General features: G+C 66.8%; 23 protein-coding genes. 3 read left to right on the top strand and 20 right to left on the bottom strand.

Features of this window, described 5'->3' with window-relative positions; all coding sequences use genetic code 11:
• The 3 genes from GGR89_RS11970 (at position 1) to GGR89_RS11960 (ending at position 2,415) form a co-directional block, all read left to right on the top strand.
• Entirely contained in the window at positions 1-969 is a 969-nt protein-coding gene (locus GGR89_RS11970; protein WP_086129754.1) for an MlaA family lipoprotein, read from the top strand.
• Positions 970-1,156: 187 nt separating this feature from the next.
• On the top strand, positions 1,157-2,083 hold the full coding sequence (locus tag GGR89_RS11965) for a LysR family transcriptional regulator (protein WP_086129753.1): 927 nt from the start codon (positions 1,157-1,159) through the stop codon (positions 2,081-2,083).
• Between the two features lie 23 nt (positions 2,084-2,106).
• Complete coding sequence (locus tag GGR89_RS11960) at positions 2,107-2,415, top strand: hypothetical protein (RefSeq protein WP_086129752.1); 309 nt, start codon at positions 2,107-2,109, stop codon at positions 2,413-2,415.
• A gap of 12 nt (positions 2,416-2,427) precedes the next feature.
• On the opposite strand, the gene GGR89_RS11955 is transcribed toward GGR89_RS11960, so the two are convergent.
• The 20 genes from GGR89_RS11955 to GGR89_RS11860 form a co-directional block, all read right to left on the bottom strand.
• Entirely contained in the window at positions 2,428-2,649 is a 222-nt protein-coding gene (locus GGR89_RS11955; protein ID WP_086129751.1) for a DUF2274 domain-containing protein, read from the bottom strand.
• Positions 2,646-3,857 carry a TraB/TrbI/VirB10 family type IV secretion system protein gene (locus GGR89_RS11950; protein ID WP_086129750.1) on the bottom strand — a complete coding sequence of 404 codons (1,212 nt, stop codon included), beginning with the start codon at positions 3,855-3,857 and terminating at the stop codon, positions 2,646-2,648. Before GGR89_RS11950 ends, GGR89_RS11955 begins: the two co-directional genes overlap by 4 nt.
• Complete coding sequence (gene trbG / locus GGR89_RS11945; protein WP_086129749.1) at positions 3,857-4,873, bottom strand: P-type conjugative transfer protein TrbG; 1,017 nt, start codon at positions 4,871-4,873, stop codon at positions 3,857-3,859. The genes GGR89_RS11950 and trbG overlap by 1 nt, the downstream gene beginning before the upstream one ends.
• On the bottom strand, positions 4,870-5,553 hold the full coding sequence (gene trbF, locus GGR89_RS11940) for a conjugal transfer protein TrbF (RefSeq protein WP_086129748.1): 684 nt from the start codon (positions 5,551-5,553) through the stop codon (positions 4,870-4,872). The genes trbG and trbF overlap by 4 nt, the downstream gene beginning before the upstream one ends.
• Positions 5,554-5,559: 6 nt before the next feature.
• Complete coding sequence (gene trbL, locus GGR89_RS11935) at positions 5,560-6,867, bottom strand: P-type conjugative transfer protein TrbL (RefSeq protein ID WP_086129747.1); 1,308 nt, start codon at positions 6,865-6,867, stop codon at positions 5,560-5,562.
• Entirely contained in the window at positions 6,864-7,181 is a 318-nt protein-coding gene (trbK-alt, locus tag GGR89_RS11930) for a putative entry exclusion protein TrbK-alt (RefSeq protein ID WP_086129746.1), read from the bottom strand. Before trbK-alt ends, trbL begins: the two co-directional genes overlap by 4 nt.
• A 12-nt stretch (positions 7,182-7,193) precedes the next feature.
• Complete coding sequence (gene trbJ / locus GGR89_RS11925) at positions 7,194-7,916, bottom strand: P-type conjugative transfer protein TrbJ (RefSeq protein ID WP_086129745.1); 723 nt, start codon at positions 7,914-7,916, stop codon at positions 7,194-7,196.
• The gene (gene trbE / locus GGR89_RS11920) at positions 7,913-10,363 is read right to left on the bottom strand and encodes a conjugal transfer protein TrbE (RefSeq protein WP_086130083.1); all 2,451 of its coding nucleotides are present in this window, start codon (positions 10,361-10,363) and stop codon (positions 7,913-7,915) included. The genes trbJ and trbE overlap by 4 nt, the downstream gene beginning before the upstream one ends.
• Positions 10,360-10,629: a VirB3 family type IV secretion system protein gene (locus GGR89_RS11915; protein WP_086129744.1), complete on the bottom strand. Its 270-nt coding sequence runs from the start codon at positions 10,627-10,629 to the stop codon at positions 10,360-10,362. The genes trbE and GGR89_RS11915 overlap by 4 nt, the downstream gene beginning before the upstream one ends.
• Positions 10,629-10,961, bottom strand: coding sequence for a TrbC/VirB2 family type IV secretion system protein (locus tag GGR89_RS11910; protein WP_086129743.1), 333 nt, complete (start codon positions 10,959-10,961; stop codon positions 10,629-10,631). The genes GGR89_RS11915 and GGR89_RS11910 overlap by 1 nt, the downstream gene beginning before the upstream one ends.
• Positions 10,958-11,944 carry a P-type conjugative transfer ATPase TrbB gene (gene trbB / locus GGR89_RS11905; RefSeq protein ID WP_086129742.1) on the bottom strand — a complete coding sequence of 329 codons (987 nt, stop codon included), beginning with the start codon at positions 11,942-11,944 and terminating at the stop codon, positions 10,958-10,960. The genes GGR89_RS11910 and trbB overlap by 4 nt, the downstream gene beginning before the upstream one ends.
• Before the next feature lie 171 nt (positions 11,945-12,115).
• Positions 12,116-12,541, bottom strand: coding sequence for a ribbon-helix-helix domain-containing protein (locus tag GGR89_RS11900; RefSeq protein ID WP_086129741.1), 426 nt, complete (start codon positions 12,539-12,541; stop codon positions 12,116-12,118).
• Between the two features lie 9 nt (positions 12,542-12,550).
• Entirely contained in the window at positions 12,551-14,524 is a 1,974-nt protein-coding gene (locus tag GGR89_RS11895; protein WP_086129740.1) for a conjugal transfer protein TraG, read from the bottom strand.
• Between the two features lie 19 nt (positions 14,525-14,543).
• Positions 14,544-16,301, bottom strand: coding sequence for a relaxase/mobilization nuclease domain-containing protein (locus GGR89_RS11890; protein WP_086129739.1), 1,758 nt, complete (start codon positions 16,299-16,301; stop codon positions 14,544-14,546).
• Between the two features lie 238 nt (positions 16,302-16,539).
• Positions 16,540-17,280: a lytic transglycosylase domain-containing protein gene (locus GGR89_RS11885; RefSeq protein WP_167712947.1), complete on the bottom strand. Its 741-nt coding sequence runs from the start codon at positions 17,278-17,280 to the stop codon at positions 16,540-16,542.
• Positions 17,281-17,284: 4 nt separating this feature from the next.
• Positions 17,285-17,626: a DUF736 domain-containing protein gene (locus tag GGR89_RS11880; RefSeq protein WP_167712945.1), complete on the bottom strand. Its 342-nt coding sequence runs from the start codon at positions 17,624-17,626 to the stop codon at positions 17,285-17,287.
• A gap of 54 nt (positions 17,627-17,680) precedes the next feature.
• Positions 17,681-18,013, bottom strand: a complete 333-nt coding sequence (locus GGR89_RS11875) for a DUF736 domain-containing protein (protein ID WP_167712943.1) — start codon at positions 18,011-18,013, stop codon at positions 17,681-17,683.
• On the bottom strand, positions 17,994-18,608 hold the full coding sequence (locus GGR89_RS11870; protein WP_167712941.1) for a S26 family signal peptidase: 615 nt from the start codon (positions 18,606-18,608) through the stop codon (positions 17,994-17,996). Before GGR89_RS11870 ends, GGR89_RS11875 begins: the two co-directional genes overlap by 20 nt.
• Positions 18,605-19,126: a DUF2840 domain-containing protein gene (locus GGR89_RS11865; protein WP_167712939.1), complete on the bottom strand. Its 522-nt coding sequence runs from the start codon at positions 19,124-19,126 to the stop codon at positions 18,605-18,607. Before GGR89_RS11865 ends, GGR89_RS11870 begins: the two co-directional genes overlap by 4 nt.
• Entirely contained in the window at positions 19,116-19,298 is a 183-nt protein-coding gene (locus GGR89_RS11860) for a hypothetical protein (RefSeq protein WP_167712938.1), read from the bottom strand. The genes GGR89_RS11865 and GGR89_RS11860 overlap by 11 nt, the downstream gene beginning before the upstream one ends.
• Positions 19,299-19,584 lie beyond the last annotated feature (286 nt).

Raw genomic sequence — 19,584 nt, 5'->3', positions numbered from 1 at the left:
ATGCTGTGCTTGCTCCTTGCCTCGGTCGCGAGCGAAGTTTCTTCACCGCCGCCATTTCTCGGACCAGATCAAGTCGCGTCGGTGCCGGCGCAGCCAAATTCGGCCGTAGCGCGCCCCGCATCAGACGCGACACGGCCCGCCATCACGCCACCGGCGTTCGAACTGGCGCCATCGGCCCCACAGTCTCCCGTTGAGCAAGAAGGCCCAGCAAGCCAGGACGCATCAAGCCAGAATGGTACAGCGGACGCAAAAGACACAATTGTCGTCACAGCCTCGTCGCGCTCAGCCCACGTCGACCCGCTGGAACCAGCCAACCTCAAGTCGTTTGAAATCACGCAGTCTGTCGATCATGCCGTGGTGGCGCCAGTGGCCATGGGCTATCGGCATATCGTCCCTGGACCAATACGTGATGGCCTGCACAACGCGTTCGCCAATCTCGACGAACCTGTCGTTTTTTTGAATTTCCTGATCCAGCACAAGGTCGGCAAGGCCGCCGAGACCGTCGGCCGCTTCGCGGTCAACACGACGCTTGGCGCGGCGGGCCTATTCGATATTGCCAAGCGAAAACCGTTCCGCCTCCCGCATCGTCCCAATGGGTTCGCCGATAGCTTCGGATTCTATGGCGTGAAGCCCGGAGCATTTCTGTTTTTGCCAGTGGTTGGGCCGACGACAGTCCGGGACCTGATTGGCGGCCTGATGGATCGCATGGTGCTGCCCACCGCCATCGGCGTTCCGTTTAACCGATTGGCCTACAGCGCAGGGACCGGTGTGCCGCGGGCGCTCGACCGGCGCATCCGGTTTGACGCAGATCTTCGCGAGCAACGAGCACAGGCACAACCCTATGTCACAGCGCGCGAATATTATCTGCGACGCCGGCAGGATGAAATCGATGTGCTGCGCGGGAAACGCAAAATGGCTGCCCCCACGCCGGACACTCATAAAAGCATTGATGAGCTACGAAAGCACTGAAATGCGCGCTGATCGTCTAAACCACATCGAAACATTGACCGACCGCCTATTGCCATCTCCTCGCCCCCAGAGGAAAGCTGGACGGTCAGGGCTCGCTAGCAATAAGAACAAACCGCTGGCGAGCGGGGCGGGGAGATATCTGGAGATATGTCCTCGCCCCAATATTATCGAATCTGGCAGCAAATGAATGCCCTTCGATATCCGCCTGCTCCGCCATGCCATCGCCGCCGCCGATCATGGTAGCTTCTACAAAGCAGCGCGGGCATTGGGCGTGGAACAATCCACGCTGAGTCGAAACGTCGCCAGGTTAGAGCGAGTAATCGGAGTCCAGATTTTTGAGCGGTCTCGCTCGGGAGTTAGCGCAACCATCGCAGGAAAAGACTTTATTCGGGGCGCCAGGCCGATGGTCGCTGGTGCAGATAAACTGATCGCCGTGACGCGCGCCGCTGGTCAGGGTCGCGCTGGCGGGTTGATGATCGGACATTATTGTTCATTGTCGGCCGGTAATCTGCGGGCCACTGTGATTGGCTGGCGCGGTGCTCATCCAGACGTCGACTTGGATGGAGTAGAAGCAGAACGAGCCGTCCTGCTTGCTGGCCTTGATATTGGGGAGATAGATATCGCCATTCTGGCGGGGGAAGCGGACCACGACGGCTATCGACGTGAGCCGTTCTGGAGCGAGCGCGTACTGGTCGCATTACCTGCCAGCCATCCCTTGGCCGAACGCGAGACAGTGCATTGGACCGATCTGCGCGGTGAGCGTTTTCTTCTCCCCGCAACGGACCCCGGCCCGGAAATCCGCCACATGCTACTCGGCCGCTTGTCCGTCTTAGGAATGCAAGCAAACGTCAGAATGCACCAATGCAGCCGCGAGACAATCTTGAACCTGCTAGGCGATGGACTTGGCCTCACCATTGTCTGCGAAGGTAGCACCGGGGCGCGCTATCCCGACGTGGTTTATCGGCCCGTTCATGCCGAGCAAGGGCCGATGCTGATCGGATATTCGGGATACTGGCACGACGACAATAGTAATCCCGCACTTCGGCGCTTCCTCCATTTCATAAAGACCCGCTACGCGCTATCCTTCAACATCTCGGAGAATCCGGCGGAATAATATTCGCTTGGGAGCTAAACATCATGATGCAAGGAAAGATATTCATCGTCGCTCTCGCCATGCTCGCCATCGGATTTGGCGCGGGATTCGTGCTGCGTCCGATCATCATGCCGCCTGCCACGTCGGCGATGGCCGTCAGTCCTGCCCCCGTGATCGCCGAACCAGGGGCGGCGCGTGGGATGCAGTATTTCACCGCCAACCTCGATGAAGCGCGGCGCGTGGTCGCCGGATGCCGAGACGGCTCGGTGCGCGGCGACGAATGCGCCAACGCCCAGCAGGCGGTGACGGAAGCCGAGGGTCGGGATCGCTTCAAGAAATTCATGGGCCACTGAGGCCCGCAAGCTTCAATCGCTTTTTGCGCGCCGCCGCCGAAAACCGCGATCTGTGTCCATGAACCGCGTGACCATCGGCCCGATCAGCTTTTCGGGTGCGGCAGGCGAGCCGCCTGTCTCGGCCGCCAGCGCCGCGGCATAGGCTTGCAAGTCACGATGCACGGCAGCCGGCAACTCTATCGTGAGCTTGATCGGCCTGTCGTCGGCCAGCGGCCCCAGCTTCAACTTGGTCATCGCGTTCCTCCGATGGGTTCGAGGACAAGATCGCGGGTGATGACAATGCGAAGGGGATAGCCCGGCCGGATGGTGAGCGTCGGCGGCACGCCGAGTTGGCGGCGCACGATCTGCTGCCCTGTCTGATTGACGGTATCCTGCGTCCCGTAGCGAAGCGCCTGCACCAGCGAGTTGTTGTTGTTCGTCGTCATCTCGGCCCCGATGCCGAGCAGGGTGGAGATCGCGGCGGCCTTGAGCATGTTGCCCCAATGCTGGTCGACGCGATCCTGCAAGCCTGCATATCCGGCGGCATCAGCGCTTGGCTGGCGTTCGAGAACGATCGAGCGGCCATCCGGCAGGATCAGCCGATCCCAGGCGAGCAGCACGCGGGTCTGCCCGGCGGTGATCTGACTATCATATTCGCCGATCAGCCGTGCGCCTTGCGGGATGAGCAGGATTCGGCCGGTGATGCTGTCATAGACGTTCTGCGTCACCTGAGCGGTGATCTGGCCGGGAAGGTCCGACCGGATGCCGGTGATGAGCGCGGCCGGGATGATACTGCCAGCCTGGACGATGTTGGGTGATGCCGGAGCGGTCAGCCGCTCGACGCTGACCGTGCGCTGGTTGGACGCCTGCGCCATGAAGGCCCGCTTTGCGGCCTGGTCGCCCTGGCTGGCGGCCTGCTGTGCGGGGGCCGGCGCGTCCGATGGCACGGCGGCGATGGGCTGCGCTGCCGCTCCGGCTACGGTGGCCGTGCGGCCGCCCAGGAAGACCGAACTGGTCCGCGCTGCGTCACGCTCTTGGCTGATGCGCTGGCGCGCTGCTTCCTCGGCTCGGGCGGCGGCATCGGGCTGACCGGCTTGCGCGCCGATCGGCGGCACGGGAACAGCCTCCCCGCGCTGCTGCGCGGACACAATCGGACGACCGAGATCACCCGGGAGCGGCGGCCCGAGCTTTGGAGCCTGGCCGTAATCCTTGGGACCGGATGTGATCGCCTCGCCCGCGCGACTGTCGGTGTTGTAGAGTTCCTTCGCTTCGTGCGGACCGACTGACCGCAAGGCATAGATCAGCGAGCCGCCGATGCCGAGACCGGCGGCGATGCCCACCATAGCCAGCGCCTTTCGCGAAAGCCGCATGACGCGCGGCGGATCGCCCCGGAGCTGGAAGGCCTGGCGGTCGGCCGGAGCCGCGACCGCTTCGGCGGCGGGAATGTCGGAAGGATCGCTCATCAGCGCCGCTCCCGGCCATCGTCGCGCACGATCCGCACGCGCTGCTCGCTGCGCTTGTCGCCCAGGCGCAGCTCGGCGGCGGCGAACAGGCGATCGACAACCATGTAACGGCCCTGCACGCGGTAATTGACCAGTTCGGCGTCGCCGGCCGCACCGGTCACGAACAGCGGCGGCATCTCGCCCTGCGAGATCCCCGCCGGAAATTCGATAAACACCTGCCGACCATCATCGAACGCACGGGCCGGCCGCCACGGCGCACGATCGCCATCGATCCGATAGTGGAAATTGAGCGCTGTCAGGTCCACGCCAGCCGCGACCGGCACGGTGGCTGCGGCAGCAGCGTTGCGGCCCTGCAAGGCGATCAGCGCATCTCGCGGATAGGTCCAGCTCACCGACGCCATGTAGGTTGCTGCACCCGCGCGCAGTTCCAAATGATAGGTGCGCCGGTCGGTGTTGATGACGAGGTTGGTCGAAAGGTCGGGCCGGGTTGGTTTAACGAGGATATGCACCCGAGCTGTCGCGCCCGCGCCGCTGGTCGTATCGCCGATGATCCAGCGCACGGTATCGCCCGCCGCAACCGGCCCGGCCCCGACGAGCTGCTCGCCTTCCTGAAGCGCGATGTCCGTCACCTGGCCGGGCGCGGCATAGACCTGATAGAGCGCACCGTCCGTCCACGGATATTGCTGGATCGCATTGAGGAAGCCGTCGCGCACCGGCTGCATGCGGGCAGCCGCGTTAGCCGCGCCGACACGGTTGCGCGGATCGGCGGATTCCGGCGGACGCGGGCTTTCGCCGACTGGCTTCAACTGGCCGGGAAGCGGCAGCGGCTCGGGGATCGCCACCACCTCGACCGGCTTGGGCGGCTCGGGCGCCGGAGTGGCCGCGATCTCGGCCGGCGGCGGATTGTCATAGGCTATGGCCGGCGGCTTGGCTGACGTGGTGGCGCAAGCGGCGAGCACGGAGGTTGTGGCGAGCAGGACCGCCGAGGCGGCGCGACGAAGCATTGGGCGTCTCATTGCGACAGCTCCTTTGACCAGTTGAGGGCGTTGACGAAGACCCCGAGCGGGTTCTTGCGCAGGGCGTCGGGCGTGCGCGGGGCCACGAAAACAACGGTGAGGATGGCCGACCAGCGCTCGGTGGCGGCAAGGCTGCCGTCCTGATAGCGCCGTTCGGTCCAGGCCACCCGGAAGCTGTCGGGCGAAGCACGGATCACGCTCGACACGTCCACCGCGACCTGGACCTTGCCGATCTGAGCGAAGGGGTCGTTCGCCCGTGCATAGTCGTTGAGGAACAGCGCGCCTTTGTCGGTGGTGAAGTCGTAGGCGCGAAGCCAATTCTGGCGGACGATGATCGGATCGGCAGGGATGCTGCGCACCTGCTCGATGAAGCGCGCGAGATGAAACGCGATCTGCGGATCGGTCGGACGATAGTCGGCCTCTGCAGGCGCGACGGCTTGTGCCTCGCCGAGCTTGTCGACCTGCACGACCCACGGCACGATATGGCCTCGCGCGGATTGCCAGACGAGGCCCCCTGCAAGTCCGCCCGAGAGCGCCAACGCGCCGAAGAAGGCGAGCCGCCAGTTCTTCGCCTGCACGCGGGCCGAGCCGATCCTGTCGTCCCAGGCTTGGGCGGCGCGCTGATAGGGTGTGATCGGCTCGGGGGTCTGGCCGTAGCGGATGGTTGGGCGTCGGAACATGGGCGGTTAGTCCTTCTGGCTGAGGTCGACGGACGCACCGCTGCCGCCACCGTCGCCGGAGCGCAGCGTGTGGGCGGCGACGGTGGCGCCGTGGGTCATGGTCTGGCGGCGTTTCATGTTCGCTGCCCAGGTGGGCGGCCCATCAGCCGACGGCGCGGGCGACGACGTGCCCCCCGAGATCGTGCCGCCCGTTGCGGTCACGGCCGCGCGGCCGCCCGAGCGATAGCTATCTTTTAGGGATGCTGCGGCCTTGCGAAGCGGCGACATGGCCGCGCCTGCGGTCGCTCGGCCAACGCCCGCCGCACCGCCCGCAACCGCCGCTCCGCCGGTCTTGCCAGCTGAGCCGAGCGCATAGGCGCTGCTCGCCGCACCCGATGCGAACGCACCACCTCTGGCAGCGCCGCCGATCACGCCGGCAGCCGCCCCGACCCCAAGACGGGCGGCGGCTGCGCCACCGACGAGCGCCCCGCCGGCGGCAAGCGCGGTTCCGGCCGCGGCGCCCGCGCCAAGTGCGGGACCACCCGAGACGATGCCGTTGGCGATACCGGGGCCGAAGATGGCGAGGCCGAACAGCGACAGGGCAGCGAGCGCGATCGCCATGACCTGATTGATGTCGGGCGCCGTGCCGAGGTTTGCGCTAGTGAACTGGCTGAACAGCGTCGTGCCGATGCCGGTGATGACCGCGAGCACCAGCACCTTGATGCCCGTGGAGACGATATGGCCGAGCACACGTTCGGCCATGAAGGCGGTCTTGTTGAAGAAGGCGAAGGGCAGCAGCACGAAGCCGGCCAGCGTCACCAGCTTGAACTCGATCAGCGTGATGAAGACCTGCACCGCGATGATGAAGAAGGCGAGCACCACAATGACCCAGGCGAGCAACAGCACGAGGATCAAAGCGAGGTTCGAGAACACCGCCCACAGGTTCGAGAATTGCCCTGCCGCATCCATCAGCGGCTTGGCGGCTTGCAACCCTGTCGCCGCGATCGTGCCGGGTTTCATGAAATCGCCCAGCGACATCGCCCCGCCGCTCGCCTTGAGGCCGAGGCCGGCGAAGGACTGGAACACGATGTTGGCGAGGTTGGAGAAATTGCCGATGATGAACGCGAAGACGCCGATGTAGAGCGTCTTCTTGACGAGGCGCTGAAGCACGTCCTCGTCGGCGCCCCAGGCCCAGAACAGCCCGGCGAGCGTCACGTCGATGGCGATCAATGTGGTCGAGAGGAAGCTGACCTCGCCGCCGAGCAGGCCGAACCCGCTGTCGATGTAGCGGGTGAAGACATTGAGGAACGTGTCGATGACGCTGGTGTCGTTCATGGCGCGGGGGTCTCGGTTGCGGGAGCTGCGGGTTTGCTGGCATCCACCGCGGGCGTGGGAGCATCTTGACGGAAGAAGCGGCGGCGGTTCTCGGCCCAGGCCGCTTCGCAGCCCGAGTCTGGCATGGTGAGCGTCGCGCAGCGTTCGAGTTCGCGGGCGAGCCGGTCCTGGCGCGCCTCCCCGCGCACGGCGACGGGCGGGGCTTGTGCGGGTTCAGGCTTGTGGACGGCGGCGACGATCGCCACCGCCATCATCAAGCCCGCCAGCGCGGCGACGCCCGCGATCTTGGCCGTGCGCGAGGATGCGTGCAGCATCGGACGCGATCCTCAGTTGCCCATGAAGCGGCGGAACCGTTCGCGGCCCTCCGCCTCCTCGGCCGTATGCCGCGCGGATTCGAGCGCTTGCGCGCGGCCCTGCGCCGCGACGGCGGCGGTCAGGTCGGCGAGCTGCTGCGATTGCAGCGCGAGAAGCTGATTGCCAGCCTGCGCGGCCTGAAGCGCGCCGGTCGCCGACTGACTGGCCGAGACCAGGCCGGTCATCGTCGTGCGCGCGCCGTCGATGTTGCCGACGACACCCGCCTGTACCTTCAGCGAGTCCTCGAACGCGCCGACACTATCCTGCCAACGCGCATTCGCGTTGGCGACCATCTGCGCCTGCGTGCCGGTCAGCGCCGAGCCGGTGTAGCGGCTGGTGAACGCCTGCTGGATGTTCTGCACATCATAGGCGATGCGCTGCGCCTGGCCGAGAAACTGCTGGGTACGCTGAACCTGCTGCTGCAACTGCTGGAGCTGGCTGAACGGCAGCGAGGCAAGGTTCTTCGCCTCGTTGATGAGGCTCGTCGCCTGCTGCTGGATTTGCTGGATCTGGTTGTTGATCTGTTGGAGCGAGCGAGCCGCCGTCAGCACGTTCTGCGCATAATTGGTCGGGTCATAGACGATCCCACCAAAACCGAACTGCGCGTAAGCCGGCATCGGAGCGGCCACCGGCGCGATGGCCGTGGCAGCGAGCACGCCGGCCAGGACGGCGGGGCGAAGATTCATTCTGGTCATAGCGGTAACTCCTGCTGAGGTTGATGCCGAGGATCGGGGGGAAGAAGCTCGACGGCCCAGGCAGAGCCGCGATGGCGCAGCCATTCGGCCGCGAAAGCGGATTGCCCGTGGGTTTCGATCAATTCGGCGATGCGGAGCTGGTCGGTTTTCGAGGACGCGGCGGCGAAGGCCAGCGCGACCTCGCCCAAGCCCAGCTCGAACAGGCGATTTCCCCGCCGTGACTGGCAGTAATAGTCGCGCTTCGGCGTCGCCCGACTGAGGATTTCGATCTGGCGGACATTGAGGCCGAAGCGCTCATAGATGGCCGCGATCTGCGGCTCGGCCGCGCGTTCGTTGGGCAGGAAGATACGCGTCGGGCAGCTTTCGATGATGGCCGGGGCGATGCTCGACGTTTCGATGTCAGCGAGGCTCTGGGTGGCGAAGATGACGCTGGCGTTCTTCTTCCTGAGCGTCTTCAGCCATTCGCGGAGCTGGGCGGCGAAGTCCGGGCTGTCGAGTACCAGCCAGCCTTCGTCGATGATGATGAGCGTTGGCGAGCCGTCGAGCCGGCCTTCGATCCGGTGGAACAGGTAGGACAGGACGGCTGCGGCCGAGCCGGCGCCGACCAGGCCCTCGGTCTCGAACGCCTGCACCGAGGCTTCGCCGAGCCGTTCAGCTTCGGCGTCGAGCAGCCGGCCCCACGGCCCGCCGATGCAGTAGGAGGCGAGCGCTTGCTTGAGCTGCTGCGATTGTAGCAGGACAGCAAGACCCGTGAGCGTGCGTTCGCCGATCGGCGCCGACGCCAGCGAACCAAGCGCCGACCAGATATGCTCCTTGGCCTGCGGATCGACCGCGACGCCCTCGGACGCGAAGATCGCCGCCAGCCATTCGGCCGCCCATGCCCGCTCGGCAGGCGCGTCGATATGGGCGAGCGGCTGGAGCTGCACGCCGTCGCCGGCCTCGTCGGCGAGCGTCCCGCCCAAATCCTGCCAGTCGCCGCCCATGCCGAGCGCGGCGGCGCGGATCGAACCGCCGAAGTCGAAGGCGAAGACCTGCGCACGCCCATAGCGGCGGAACTGCATCGCCATCAGCGCAAGCAGCACGGATTTGCCCGCGCCGGTCGGACCGACGATCAGCATGTGGCCGACGTCGCCGACGTGAAGGGAAAACCGGAACGGGGTCGAGCCTTCGGTCTTGCCATAGAGCAAGGGGGGAGCACCAAAATGCTCGTCCCGTTCCGGCCCCGCCCATACTGCTGACAGGGGGATCAGGTGGGCGAGATTGATAGTGGAGATCGGGGGCTGGCGGACGTTGGCGTAAGTGTGACCGGGGAGGCTTCCCAGCCACGCCTCGATCGCGTTCATGCCCTCGGGGATGACCGTGAAGTCGCGGCCCTGGATGACCTTCTCGGCGAGCCGCAGCTTTTCGGCGGCAATGGCGGGATCGCGGTCCCACACCGTCACCGTCGCGGTGACATAAGCCATGCCGGCATAGTCGGCGCCCAGCTCCTGCAGAGCGATGTCGGCATCGGCCGCCTTGTTAGAGGCGTCGCTGTCGAGCAGCGTCGATGCCTCGTTGGTCATCACCTCTTTCAATATGGCGGCGACCGACTTGCGCTTGGCGAACCATTGCCGCCGGATCTTGGTCAGCAGCCTGGTCGCATCGGTCTTGTCGAGCATGACCGCGCGGGTGGACCAGCGATACTCGAAGGCGAGCCGGTTCAGTTCGTCGAGCAGACCGGGGAATGTGACGCTCGGGAATCCGACGATGGTGAGTGTGCGGAGGTGATGGTCGCCCAGGCGCGGCTCCAGCCCGCCCGTCAGCGGCTCGTCGGCGAGCAGCGCGTCGAGGTGCATGGGCGTTTCGGGAACACGCACACGCTGGCGTCGGGTAGAAATGGTGCTGTGCAGGTAGGTCAGCGTCTCGGCGTCATCGAGCCAGCGGACTTCGGGCACGAAGCCCTCGACCAGATTCAGCACACGGTCGCTGCGATCGGTGAAGCCCTTGAGCAGCTCCCACGGATCGACGCCGTTGGTGGACTTCCCTTCATAGAGCCAGCCTTCGGCGCGTGCCCTTTCCTCGGCCGGCGGCATCCACAGCAACGTCAGGAAATAGAGGCTCTCGAAGTGTGCGCCCTCCTCGCTGAACTGTTCGCGCCGCTCCAGATCGACCAGCGCTGAGACGGGATCGGGAAATTCCGACTCCGGGTAGTCGAGCGCGGGTGTGCGCTGGGCTTCGACGAAGATCGCCCAGCCTGATCCGAGCCGGCGCAGCGCGCTGTTCAGTCGTGCGGTCGTGGCGACCAGCTCGGCCGGCGTGGCGCTGTCGAGATCGGGGCCGCGGAAACGGGCTGTGCGCTGAAAGCTGCCGTCCTTGTTCAGAACAACGCCCGCGCCGACCAGTGCGGCCCAAGGCAGGAAGTCGGCGAGATGGGCCGCATGCCCACGGTATTCGCGAAGGCTCATCATGGCTGCATCCATGTCGGGTAACGGAGGTGGCGGCGGGCGACGTCCACGAACTGCGGGTCGCGGCGCGCAGCCCAGACCGAGAGCGCATGGCCGATCGCCCAGATGACGAGGCCCGCGATCCAGAGACGCAGGCCGAGACCGATCGCGCCCGCCAGCGTCCCGTTGACGATGGCGAGCGCCCGCGGTGCGCCGCCGAGCAATATCGGCTCGGTCAGCGCCCGGTGGACGGGAGCGGAGAAGCCCGCGATCGGCTCGCTCGCTTCCATCAGACGAGCGCCCCGCCGCCGAAGCTGAAGAACGACAGGAAGAAGCTCGACGCGGCGAAGGCGATCGACAGGCCGAACACGATCTGGATCAGCCGCCGGAAGCCGCCCGATGTGTCGCCGAACGCGAGGGTCAGGCCGGTCACGATGATGATGATGACCGCGATAATCTTTGCGACCGGCCCCTCGATCGATTGGAGGATGGATTGAAGGGGCGCTTCCCACGGCATCGATGATCCCGACGCATAAGCGGGAACAGCAGCAGTCAGCGCGATCACGCTGGCGGTGGCGGCGAGCATGGCGCGGTGTGCGCCATGCCGAAGGGCATGGATCATTTGACGTCTCCTGGCTGGGGTTGGGAAAGCGAAGCGATGCGGTAGTCGCCGGTGATGGGGTCCAGCCCCTCGACACGCGCCAGCTCGGCGAGACGGCGGCCATGCCCATCGCGGACCAGGACGGCGATCAGGTCGATGGTCTCGGCGAGCAGCGCGCGGGGGACCGTGACGACGGCTTCCTGAATGAGCTGTTCCATACGGCGCAGCGCGCCGAGCGCGGTTCCAGCGTGGATGGTGCCAATGCCGCCGGGGTGCCCGGTCCCCCAGGCTTTAAGCAGGTCGAGCGCTTCAGCGCCGCGCACCTCGCCGATCGGGATGCGATCGGGCCGCAGGCGGAGCGAGGACCGGACGAGATCGGAAAGCGAAACGACGCCATCCTTGGTCCGCATGGCGACGAGGTTGGGCGCGGCGCATTGCAGCTCGCGCGTATCTTCGATCAAGACGATACGGTCGGCGGTCTTGGCGACCTCGGCCAAGAGCGCGTTGACCAGGGTGGTCTTGCCGCTGCCGGTGCCGCCCGCGACCAGGATGTTGGCGCGGGCCGCAACACCATCGCGCAGCGCCGCCGCCTCGGCCGCCGACATGATCCCGGCCGCCCCATAATCGTCGAGCGTGAACACCGCGACGGCGGGCTTACGGATCGCGAAAGCCGGGGCTGCGACGACAGGCGGAAGCAGTCCCTCGAACCGTTCACCACCTTCGGGCAATTCGGCCGAAACGCGCGGGGACTTGGCGTGAACTTCGACGCCGACATGATGCGCAACTAGGCGGACGATGCGTTCGCCATCGGCGGCGCACAGCAGCTCGCCGGTGTCGCTGATCCCGTCGCCGAGGCGATCGACCCACAGCCGCCCGTCTGGGTTCAACATGACCTCGATCACAGCCGGATCGTCGAGCCAGGCTGCAATCGACGATCCGAGAGCCGTCCGCAGCATTCTCGCGCCGCGTGACTTCGCCTCGGATCGGATCGGGTGAACGGTCAAGGAACTGGCCCCTCATAAGGGCCGGGCGAACCGCCGCCCGGCTGTCGGGGCACATCAAGAGAGGCAGAAACGGGGCCTAAGCAACAGATAGCTGAAGGCGTAGTAGAGGCGGCGGCAGAAACTTACCGATGGCGGATCGGCCCGCTGGCCGTTCCTGCAATCGGCCCGCGTTTACTCCGAATCGGTCGCGGATTTGGGCCGCACATCTTCGGGGATCTCGTCGAGCAGGCTCTTGCCGCTCGCATAGCGCCGGCCGAGCGTTTCGACGAAGCCCTCATAGCGCTTGCGACCCTTCACTTGGGCGGCGGCTTGATCCTCGTCCGGCAGCGGCGGCGTCACCGACAGCCAGAAGCGAACAAACAGTGCCAACGCCTCTGTCGAAAGGCCCGTATTGCGTTCAAGCCGCTGGACCTGGCGCGATAGGCGGTCGAGCCGCCGGGCAAATGCCGCCTCCATCCGATCTGCGCCGTCCGGCGACAGATAGGACGTGACCGCCGCCTCCACGATCGCCGATCGCGAGATGCGTCGCCGGATCGCCAACTCGTCGATCTGCTTGGCGAGCATGGGCGGAAAATAGACGTTGAGCCGAACGCGCATGACCGCTGCCTACAACTCGATGCCGTCGCCGGGGGCGAGCGACGCTTGACGTGCGAGCCCCTGCATCCGGCGACGGACGGCCGCCTGCCGCGCCACATCGTCCTGCTCGTCATCGACGATTGCAAACTCCTGCGCGGGCGGTGGTGATGCCTCCGGCGCGATGGCGACATGCTCGGGCAGCTCGGGTTCACGGCGGAGCCCGCCATTGGCGGCGTCCTCCTGCGCCCGCACGATCCGCGCCACGTCGGCCGGATCGGCGGCGGCGGCACGGCCGGTCCAGTCGTCGGCCCGCGCCGCGCCCGCACTCGGTTTGGGCGCGTCCATGATCCGCTCGGACAGGCGGCGATCCTGAAAGTAGCGCGCCTTCTTCGCGCGGATCGGATGGACACCCGCTACCATCACGATCTCGTCGCCGGGCGGAAGTTGCATCACCTCGCCGGGCGTGAGGAGCTGGCGAGCGGTCTCGGAGCGCGACACCATCAAATGCCCCAGCCACGGCGACAGGCGATGCCCGGCGTAGTTCTTCATCGCCCGCATCTCGGTCGCGGTGCCGAGCGCGTCCGACACGCGCTTGGCGGTGCGCTCGTCGTTGGTGGCGAAGCTCACCCGGACATGACAGTTGTCGAGGATCGCGTTGTTCGGCCCGTATGCCTTCTCGATCTGGTTGAGCGACTGTGCGATCAGGAACGCTTTCAAGCCATAGCCCGCCATGAACGCCAGCGCGGACTCGAAGAAGTCGAGCCGGCCGAGAGCCGGGAACTCGTCAAGCATCAGGAGCACGCGCTGGCGGTTGCCCTTTGGTGTCAGCTCCTCGGTCAGCCGGCGTCCGATCTGGTTGAGGATCAGGCGGATTAGCGGCTTGGTCCGCGAGATGTCGCTGGGCGGCACGACCAGATAGAGCGTCGCCGGCGTCTCGCCTTCGACCAGATCCGATATGCGCCAATGGCACGCCCGCGTGACCTGCGCCACGACAGGATCGCGATAGAGCCCGAGGAACGACATGGCGGTCGAGAGCACGCCTGACCGCTCGTTGTCGGATTTGTTCAGCAGTTCGCGCGCGGCCGAGGCGACGACAGGATGCACGCCCGCTTCACCCAGGTGCGGCGTCGCCATCATCGCGGCTAGCGTCTGCTCGATTGTGCGTGACGGATCGGAGAGAATCGACGCCACGCCGGCCAGCGTCTTGTCGGCTTCGGCATAGAGGACGTGGAGGATCGCGCCGACTAGCAGCGAGTGCGAAGTTTTTTCCCAGTGGTTTCGACGCTCGAGACTGCCTTCTGGATCGACCAGCACGTCGGCGACATTCTGCACGTCGCGCACCTCCCACTGGCCGCGCCGCACTTCGAGCAACGGATTGTAGGCGGCTGATGCAGCGTTGGTCGGATCGAACAGCAGCACGCGCCCATGCCGCGACCGGAAGCCGGCGGTGAGCTGCCAGTTCTCACCCTTGATGTCATGGACGATCGCAGATCCCGGCCAGGTCAGCAGCGACGGCACGACCAGACCGACGCCTTTGCCGCTCCGCGTCGGCGCGAAGCACAGCACATGCTCGGGGCCATCGTGACGCAGATAATCGCGCGCGAGCTTGCCGAGCACGACGCCGTTCGGCCCCAGCAACCCTGCGCCGCGAATTTCCTTCTCGCTGGCCCAGCGCGCCGAGCCGTATGTCTCCGCGTTCTTCAGCTCGCGCGCGCGCCACACGGACATGCCGATTGCGACAGCGATCGACACGAACCCGCCCGACGCGGCGATGAATGCCCCGGTCTGGAATATGGCTGGCGCATAGGCATCGAACGAGAACCACCACCAGAAGAAGGCCGGCGGCGGATAGACCCGCCAGCCGAAAGCCATGAACCAGGGCGGCCCAAGCTCGGGCTGATAGGCGAGCGCGGCCGCAGTCCACTGCGTCGCGCCCCACACACCGGCGAGCACGATCAGGAACACGGTGATGACCTGGCCCCACAATATCTTGGTCGCGGACATGCTTGTCTCCTTGCGCTGGCTAGAGGCCGAGGCCGCGCTTGCGGCCCATCATCAGGTCGAGCCCGCCGCCGTCGCGGATCACGCCGGACACCTGACGGCCGAGCTGCTGTTCGAGGGCGCTTGCCCAGGGTACGAGGCGGAAGCCGAGGCCATCGTCGATCAGGGCGAAGCGGCCGGACGCGAGCGCGAGCCGCTGGCGAACGACGCCGGCGATCTTCTCGCCCGCTTGCGTCGGCCGATAGGCAAGGCCCGTCTCGCCCGCGATCTTCGCGCCAACCGAGTCCAGCTCGTGCCGCCGCAGCGTGTCGATCAGACCGCGCTCGAACACCGTTCGCTCGCCGAACCGGCGCGCCAGCCCTTCCTTGACCAGATGGTCGGTGCGCGCGTCCATCGCGCGGCGCACCTCGGCGCCGAACCCGCCGTCCGCGACGCCCACGCCGCGCTCGATCAGGCGATGGTCCAGCCAGGTCGCACCGGGCGCCTTGACCTGCGCCGACAGGTCGAGGTCCGATCGCGTTGCGAGGATCAGGCTCGGCTTCGGCTCGCCGGGCTTGCCGACCGCGCGCAGCTCGACGATGCCGCCGAGCTTGGGGCTGTGCTCCAGCCCCTCGATGCCGGGCAAGCGGACATGATGCGCGCGGCCGTCCGTGCCGTCGATCACGGCATAGGCGGCGCCGGTCAGTTCATCGTGCAGCCCCTTGCCGATCAACCGACCCACGATCGGCTTCTCGGGCGTGTCGCTCAGAACCGCATAGCTGTCGAGCGATCGGTCTTGTCCGTGATCCTTGAGCGCGTGGCCGATGGTGCGGATGATGTCGCCGCGCGCGGCTAGCTCGCGCAACTTCGCCTGCGCGCCTTCGGCGACCGCCCATTGGCCCGGCTCGCCCTCGGCGGCGAGCCCCATCGTCTCAAGGTGCTGCAAGCGCCCGACCATCAGGCGGCGGAGCCACGGATCGTCCGGGCCTGGTCGCTCCGGGCGCAGGTCGATGACGCCCAGCTCGTCGGCAACGCGGCCGATCTCGGTGTCGAGCCGGGTCCAGCGCTCCGCCGTTACCTCGCGGTCGAGCGCTTGGCTGATTTCATGCTCGGGCTTCGGCCCCAACTCGGCGAAGGCCAGCTCCTCGGCGCGCGAGCGCAGGCCGTGGCTGATATAGTCGCGGGCCATGACGAGATCGGCACCCTGGTCGGTCTGCCCGCGCACCAGCAGATGGACGTGCGGGTTGTCGGTGTTCCAGTGATCGACCGCGACCCAATCGAGCCGCGTTCCCAGGTCCGCCTCCATCTGGCGCACAAGGTCGCGGGTGTATTCGCGAAGGTCGGTCAGCTCGCTCGCATCTTCGGGCGATACGATGATGCGGAAATGATGTCGGTCGTCCCTGCACCGATCCGCAAACGCGCGATCATCGGCGCGGTCGGACTCGGCGTCGAACATGCGCGTCGGCGAGCCATCGCGGGTCACGCCTTCGCGCTTGAGATAGGCGATGTGCGCGGACAGCGGCGCCATGCGCCGGCCGCCGATGCGGTGGCGCACCGGCAGCGCCTTCACCAGCACGCGGCGGCCGGAGCCGAACAGGCGACTGCGCGCAAACGCCGTGCGTCCCTTCCCGAAGCTCGATTGGCCGCGCCGGCTGGGTCCGCCCCAGCCCCCGCGCTGGCTGCCGCCGCTCGTTGCCGCGACGCGCAGCACCTCGGCGACCAGCCCGCGGGCATTGCGGCCCTGCGCCTTGCTGCGCTTGGCCTTGCCCGGCCGAACGCGAAACTCGCGCTCGTCGCTCATGGTCGGGCCGCTTTCCGCCGAAAACCGGCCGTGGTGCCGTTCGGCGCGTTGAAATGCCTAGCTTTTTCCTTCCGAGCGGCACGCTCGCCGACCGACGCCCCCACGTTAGCCACATGAAAAGCCTCGGCTTTTCGGCGAAACGGGGTGCGGCTTGTATCTTGCCCTCTTAGATTTCGGCACTTTTCTGCCTTCCGAACCCCTTTCACCTTCGGACCGGACACTATGAAAAGGCGGGCGGTCATGGTGTGTCGGCCTCCCTCCGGTCGGGGGTCCGCGTGCGATCCGGCTGCGGCGACGCAACACCGAACCGGACGGCAAAGAGCGTGTCAGGTCGCGCATCTTCTGCGGCGGCGATGCGCAGCGGCAGCGTTCCCGATGTGTCGTCGGCGCGCGCTGGAGCAGCCGCCGGACCATCCGCGCCAACACGGATGAACAGCGGCGCGTGCGTCCATGCGAGCGGATCGGGCGCGGCACCGGCAACTCCCGATCCGCCAGTCACGTCGCCGAGCTGCGCCACATACGCCACGGTCTCGGCCGGCAACGGACGACGCCGCGCAACCCAGTCGTCATAGCGCCCCGGTCCTGCATTATAGGCCGCCAGCATCGCCGCTGGATTGCCGTAGCGGTCGAGCATCAGGCGCAGAAAGGCCGCGCCCGCGACGATGTTGTCATGCGCGTCGAACGGATCGGCTCCCAGGCCATAGCGCGTCCGCATCGCCGCCCATGTCGCGGGCATGACCTGCATCAGCCCCATCGCACCGGCCGGCGAGACCGCCGCGGCGTTGCCCCGGCTCTCGACGCGGATCACCGCCCATATCCACGCTTCGGGGAGCCCGAACCGCCGCGCCGCCTCGACAATGGACGACGCGACGGGTGCGACGGCCGTGCGCGCTGGCGGCACCTCCTGCGCGGCCGCCATGCCGGGCGGCGACGTGATGGCGAACGCCGCGGCGGTCAGATGGCAGGCGAGCCGGCGCATCGCCTCAGCCTTCCTTGCCGGGCTCGGTCGGCCGGCTCCAGACCAGATGGTGAACGTCGCCACGTCCGGCGGTGAGCAGCATCGCGTCGATCGGCCGGGGGCAAAGCGGGCCGTCGATCGACACCGCGACGTGGAACCCGCCCGGTCCCCCGAGCCGGTTCCATGCTTCGCCAACTGGTGCGCCTTCCGCGCTGTCGCCGAGATGGGCGCGCCAGTGGGGTGCGTCCTCGCCTTCGCGCGGATCGACGGACAACAGGCATAGCGGCGTGTCGATGCCAAGCGTCTGGAGACGCCCCTGATAGGCACCTCGAATGTGGCGGAAAATTCCAATGGTGATTGTCTTCATGGGTCTGCCTCGTGTTTGCGGTCGGGTGTGTGGAAGGCTTGGGCCGCTCGTCGCTCAGGCCCGGTCGTCGCGCGGACGCGGACGCTTCCACGACAGCCGTAGCGCGCGCCCGTTGTCGTCGGCGCGGAACAGCACAGGCCGGAACGGCGCGCCGAACAGCGGGCTGTCGATCTCCAGCGCGATGTAGTCGCCGGCCCGCTCACCGACCCGTTTCCAGCCGCCGCCGATGTCGGGGCCGTCTTCGTCGTCGAGGTGGACCCGGTAATCCGGCGCGCCCTCAGCGTCGCTCGGATCGGCGGCGACCAGCACGATCGCTTCGTCGATGCCGAACAGCCGGACGCGGCCGGCATAGCCATCGACGGTGGATTCAAAGATCATGGGCGACATCGCCAGACTCCTTTGCGTTGGCAGGGTGGAAAGCGGGGCGAGCGCGAAAGCCGCGCCAGCGCAGCGACGCACCGGGCGCATCGCGGGTGAGCAGCGGGATCGCGCGGCCAAGCAGCCCGGCTGCGGGCAGCGCGCCGAGATAGCGGCCGTCCATGCTGTCGCGGACGGATGCGTTGAGCAGCAGCAGCTCGCCGGTCCTGACCGTCCGGCATCCCCGCCAGACCGGCAGCGGCCGGCCCCGGCTGTCGCGGGAGAGCGCGACGGCGACGGGTCGCGCATCAACGCTGACCACGGCGCCGGTGCGGCAAATCCGCTGCCCCGGCCGTGCCGCGACATGCTTGAGCAGCGGCACGCCCTCGGCGAGATAGCGGCGCGTTGCGAGCCAGCGGGCGATCGGCGCGGGCGGCAGGACGGCGACCAGCGTATCGACGGACGGATGGGCGTCCCGTTCGAGACGGTAGAGGCCGATCGGCGCGCTCGCGCTGGCGTTCCAGATCAGGCGCGGGCGCGGCTGGACGATCGCGACCGTGACGAATAGCGCTGCGAACAATTCCGCCGTGGTGACGGTCGCGAGGACATAGCCGAAACGTGTCATCCCTCGATCTCCCGGCGCTTGAGCCAGGCGCGATGACGTTCCAGCGTGTAGGGGCGCGGCTGATGGCCGGCGGCGATGCGGTTATGGACGTGGCGCCAATGATCGGGCGCGGCGTCGCAGGGATCGACGCCCTCCGCCTCCACCGCGTCGATCGCGGCGAGCACCTGGGCGACCTTCGGCCAACCCTCGATCTTGAGCAGGATGTCGCCGCCCGGCCGCACGAAGGGCAGAGTCGTGTAGGGCTCGCGCGGCGCGACGGCCCGCACCACGTCGATGCGCGAGACGATCGTGCCGAAGTCGTTGGACGCCCAGCGCACGAACGCGAACACCGCGCCGGGCCGGAAGCTGACAACGCGGGTGCGGCGCGTCAGGATGCGGTCCTGGGCGACACGGCCGAAGCGTATCCAATGCTCCAGCTTCTTCTCGATCCATGTCAGCTCGACATGGGTGAGACCGTCGCCGGCAAGCACGCTCAGCGTGCGGCCAGCGCGCGCGCCGGCCGGTCGGTTATCGTTCATCGTTCGTCTCCGGAGACATCGATGGAGGTTTGCCCGACACGGGATCGAGCACGGTGTCGGGGCGCAGGATCGCGTCGCCGATGGCTTTGGGGTTGGCGCAAGGAACGACGTCGCCGAACGCCTCGACGATCAGGCTGGCCGCATACGCCAGCTCGCCATCGCCAGGCATCATACCCGCGCGAACCTGCCGCGATTGCAAGGCCGCCAGCGAAGGCGTAGTAGTATAGCGTAGTAGAAACGGCGAAAGCGGCGCTATCCGCGAGCCGCGTCGCGATGAATTTTCCACAGCGCGCAGCGCCGTTAGCAAGAATACGAAGTATTCTTCTCTATTAGCATAGTTAGAAGAGACGCGATTCCGCGAGCGATTCCACGGGTTTGCGAGGGAATGAAATTCCCGATAGTCCGACTCCGGCATTACCGATAGTCCGAGCCTCGCCATTACCGATAGTCCGAGTCCG

The sequence above is a fragment of the Sphingomonas trueperi genome (genome assembly GCF_011927635.1).
Lineage (GTDB): Bacteria > Pseudomonadota > Alphaproteobacteria > Sphingomonadales > Sphingomonadaceae > Sphingomonas > Sphingomonas trueperi.
Note: the sequence above shows the minus strand (reverse complement) of the source record. Positions and strands in the feature narration are given on the sequence as shown.

Coding starts and splice junctions, on each gene's coding strand:
- GGR89_RS11970 (WP_086129754.1), top strand. CDS start 1: ATGCTGTGCTTGCTCCTTGCCTCGGTCGCGAGCGAAGTTTCTTCACCG.
- trbG (WP_086129749.1), bottom strand. CDS start 4,873: ATGAGACGCCCAATGCTTCGTCGCGCCGCCTCGGCGGTCCTGCTCGCC.
- GGR89_RS11880 (WP_167712945.1), bottom strand. CDS start 17,626: ATGAAGACAATCACCATTGGAATTTTCCGCCACATTCGAGGTGCCTAT.
- GGR89_RS11960 (WP_086129752.1), top strand. CDS start 2,107: ATGATGCAAGGAAAGATATTCATCGTCGCTCTCGCCATGCTCGCCATC.
- GGR89_RS11895 (WP_086129740.1), bottom strand. CDS start 14,524: ATGTCCGCGACCAAGATATTGTGGGGCCAGGTCATCACCGTGTTCCTG.
- trbL (WP_086129747.1), bottom strand. CDS start 6,867: ATGAACGACACCAGCGTCATCGACACGTTCCTCAATGTCTTCACCCGC.
- GGR89_RS11890 (WP_086129739.1), bottom strand. CDS start 16,301: ATGAGCGACGAGCGCGAGTTTCGCGTTCGGCCGGGCAAGGCCAAGCGC.
- GGR89_RS11910 (WP_086129743.1), bottom strand. CDS start 10,961: ATGATCCATGCCCTTCGGCATGGCGCACACCGCGCCATGCTCGCCGCC.
- GGR89_RS11860 (WP_167712938.1), bottom strand. CDS start 19,298: ATGATGCCTGGCGATGGCGAGCTGGCGTATGCGGCCAGCCTGATCGTC.
- trbJ (WP_086129745.1), bottom strand. CDS start 7,916: ATGACCAGAATGAATCTTCGCCCCGCCGTCCTGGCCGGCGTGCTCGCT.
- trbK-alt (WP_086129746.1), bottom strand. CDS start 7,181: ATGCTGCACGCATCCTCGCGCACGGCCAAGATCGCGGGCGTCGCCGCG.
- GGR89_RS11965 (WP_086129753.1), top strand. CDS start 1,157: ATGCCCTTCGATATCCGCCTGCTCCGCCATGCCATCGCCGCCGCCGAT.
- GGR89_RS11870 (WP_167712941.1), bottom strand. CDS start 18,608: ATGACACGTTTCGGCTATGTCCTCGCGACCGTCACCACGGCGGAATTG.
- GGR89_RS11915 (WP_086129744.1), bottom strand. CDS start 10,629: ATGGAAGCGAGCGAGCCGATCGCGGGCTTCTCCGCTCCCGTCCACCGG.
- GGR89_RS11950 (WP_086129750.1), bottom strand. CDS start 3,857: ATGAGCGATCCTTCCGACATTCCCGCCGCCGAAGCGGTCGCGGCTCCG.
- GGR89_RS11865 (WP_167712939.1), bottom strand. CDS start 19,126: ATGAACGATAACCGACCGGCCGGCGCGCGCGCTGGCCGCACGCTGAGC.
- GGR89_RS11875 (WP_167712943.1), bottom strand. CDS start 18,013: ATGTCGCCCATGATCTTTGAATCCACCGTCGATGGCTATGCCGGCCGC.
- trbE (WP_086130083.1), bottom strand. CDS start 10,363: ATGATGAGCCTTCGCGAATACCGTGGGCATGCGGCCCATCTCGCCGAC.
- GGR89_RS11885 (WP_167712947.1), bottom strand. CDS start 17,280: ATGCGCCGGCTCGCCTGCCATCTGACCGCCGCGGCGTTCGCCATCACG.
- trbF (WP_086129748.1), bottom strand. CDS start 5,553: ATGTTCCGACGCCCAACCATCCGCTACGGCCAGACCCCCGAGCCGATC.
- GGR89_RS11900 (WP_086129741.1), bottom strand. CDS start 12,541: ATGCGCGTTCGGCTCAACGTCTATTTTCCGCCCATGCTCGCCAAGCAG.
- GGR89_RS11955 (WP_086129751.1), bottom strand. CDS start 2,649: ATGACCAAGTTGAAGCTGGGGCCGCTGGCCGACGACAGGCCGATCAAG.